The organism is Streptomyces sp. NPDC057697, from assembly GCF_042799335.1.
Taxonomy (GTDB): Bacteria; Actinomycetota; Actinomycetes; order Streptomycetales; family Streptomycetaceae; genus Streptomyces.
Genome location: NZ_JBHVJA010000020.1, coordinates 104,934 through 107,667 on the forward strand (window position 1 = coordinate 104,934; position 2,734 = coordinate 107,667).

Consider the following 2,734-nt stretch of genomic DNA (forward strand, 5'->3'; position numbering starts at 1 on the left):
CATTCACCGGCCACCCCCGATATCACCCCACCCCTTAGTGGGGCCCGTTTATTTTTTTTTTATGACACTGCCCATGCATCTGCGGGGGGGGGTGCCCCGCGCCCCGGGGGGGCACGCCCCCTCCACCACAGAACGCCGTCCGGACTACTCGCCCGACAGCACCGCCTGGGCCGCGACCCGCGCCTCCTCGGCGGAGTCCGCCGCCCGAGCGGCGGCCGCGGCCCGCTCGCACTGCGCGAGCGTGTACTTCGCCAGCGTGGCGCGCACATACGGAATGGACGCGGCGCCCATCGACAGCGACGTCACTCCCAGCCCCGTCAGGACACAGGCCAGCAGCGGATCGGAGGCCGCCTCACCACAGACACCACAGCTCTTGCCCTCGGCCCCGGCCGCCTCCGCCGACAGCGCCACCAGGTCGAGCAGCGCGGGCTGCCACGGATCCTGCAACCGCGACACCGCACCGACCTGACGGTCGGCGGCGAAGGTGTACTGCGCCAGGTCGTTGGTCCCCAGCGAAAGGAACTCCACCTCCCGCAGGATCGAGCGCGCCCGCAGCGCGGCGGACGGAATCTCCACCATCGCACCGAACTTCGCCTGCAGCCCCGCCTCGCGGCAGGCGTCGGCGAAGGCCTTGGCATCCGCACGGTCCGCCACCATCGGCGCCATGACCTCGAGGTGGACCGGCAGCCCCCGGGCCGCCTTCGACAGCGCCGTCAGCTGGGTGCGCAGCACGTCCGGGTGGTCGAGCAGGCTCCGCAGCCCGCGTACGCCCAGCGCCGGGTTCGGCTCGTCCGCCGGAGTCAGGAAGTCCAGCGGCTTGTCGGCCCCGGCGTCCAGCACCCGCACGACGACGCGCCCTTCGGGGAACGCCTCCAGCACGGCCCGGTACGCAGCGACCTGCTTCTCCTCGGACGGCGCCCGGTTGCTGTCGTCGAGGAACAGGAACTCGGTACGGAACAGCCCCACGCCCTCGGCGCCGGCCTCAAGAGCCGCCGGGACGTCACCGGGCCCGCCGATGTTGGCGAGCAGCGGGACCGTGTGACCGTCGGAGGTCGCGCCCGGACCGGTCGAGGCCGACAGCGCGGCCTTGCGCGCAGCGGCGGCGCTCTCCATCTCCGCGCGCTTCCCGGCGCTCGGCTCGACGAAGATCTCCCCGGTGCTGCCGTCGACGGCGACGACCGTGCCCTCGGCGAGCTCACCGGCACCGGGGAGCGCCACGACGGCGGGCACCCCGAGCGCGCGGGCCAGGATCGCGCTGTGGCTGGTCGGCCCGCCCTCCTCGGTCACGAAGCCGAGCACCAGGGCCGGGTCGAGCAGCGCCGTGTCGGCGGGCGCGAGGTCCCGCGCGATCAGTACGTAGGGTTCGTCGCTGTCCGGCACTCCGGGCATCGGCACACCGAGCAGCCGGGCCACGATGCGGTTGCGTACGTCATCGAGGTCGGCCACGCGCCCGGCGAGGTACTCCCCGGCGTTGGCGAGCAGCGCCCGGTAGGAGGCGAAGGCGTCGTAGACGCCACGCTCGGCGGTGCTGCCGACGGCGATGCGCCGTTCCACGTCCGCCATCAGCTCGGGGTCCTGGGCCATCATGGCCTGGGCCTCCAGCACGTGCTGGGCCTCGCCGCCGGCCAGGTTGCCGCGCGCGGTCAGATCGGCCGCCACGGCCTCCACGGCCTGGCGGGCGCGCCCCTGTTCGCGCTCGGCCTCCTCGGCGGGGATCTGCTTCGCCGGCGGTTCGAGCACCGCCGTACCCATGTGACGGACCTCGCCGATCGCCACTCCGTGACTCACACCGACGCCTCGCAGCGTTGTCTCCATGTCACCCGTCTCCGGTCGTGCGGTGGTCCGTACCCCCGCGGTGGATATCCCTTCGGCAGTCATCGCGCCGAACTCGTCACTGCCAACCGAACAAGGTGTCACCGATCTTCACGTCGCCGTCCTCGCGGACCTCGGAGAGGGAATCGGCGGTGGCCTCCAGTGCCACGACCGGACACACCGGCGACTTGCCGGCCGCCTCGACGGCCGCGGGGTCCCAGCGCACGATGCCCTGTCCGCGCGTGACCGTGTCCCCCTTGTTCACGAGCAGCTCGAATCCCTCGCCGTTGAGCTGAACGGTGTCGATGCCGAGGTGCGTGAGCACTCCGCGGCCCGACTGGTCCACGACGACGAACGCGTGCGGGTGCAGGGAGACGATGATGCCGTCGACCGGCGACACCGCCTCGGACGGCTCGCGCACGGGGTCGATGGCGGTGCCGGGACCCACCATCGCGCCGGAGAAGACCGGGTCCGGAACTGCAGCGAGCCCGATGGCACGTCCGGCAAGAGGGGACGTCACAGTGGTCATGGGGAGCCTCCCAGGGGTGGAGCTTGATGGGCGCCGTCACAGCCTGTGGGCGACGGCGTGCTGTTCAGCAGCGTAAGTCATAAGAAGTGACGGTTCCGCCCGAGTACTGCCGATTCACGGCCCTAGGGTTGTACCGGCCATGATTTGCCTCGACTCCCGGCGGCCTGTACTGTCGTACTCCTGCCTGGCCCCAATACGACTGCACGTCGGGGGTCGGCAGCGACTTCCAAGCCCCAGACATTAACTCGGACTCGGCACCTGCATGCCTGCGGGAGCTGGTCAGGGAAAGCGAAAAGGGCTGATAGAGTCGGACTCGCCGGAAAGGGAAGCGCGAAAGCGAAGAACTGGAAAGCGAAAATGCAGGATCCCGCTTCGGCCGGGAATCGGACACGA

General features: G+C 70.9%; 2 protein-coding genes. Both read right to left on the minus strand.

Annotated elements, in window-relative coordinates:
- Window positions 1-144: 144 nt before the first annotated feature.
- Complete coding sequence (gene ptsP, locus ACFVFH_RS33750) at window positions 145-1,815, minus strand: phosphoenolpyruvate--protein phosphotransferase (RefSeq protein WP_383776138.1); 1,671 nt, start codon at window positions 1,813-1,815, stop codon at window positions 145-147.
- A 76-nt stretch (window positions 1,816-1,891) separates the two neighbouring features.
- Entirely contained in the window at window positions 1,892-2,341 is a 450-nt protein-coding gene (locus ACFVFH_RS33755) for a PTS glucose transporter subunit IIA (protein WP_383776140.1), read from the minus strand.
- Between the last annotated feature and the right edge of the window lie 393 nt (window positions 2,342-2,734).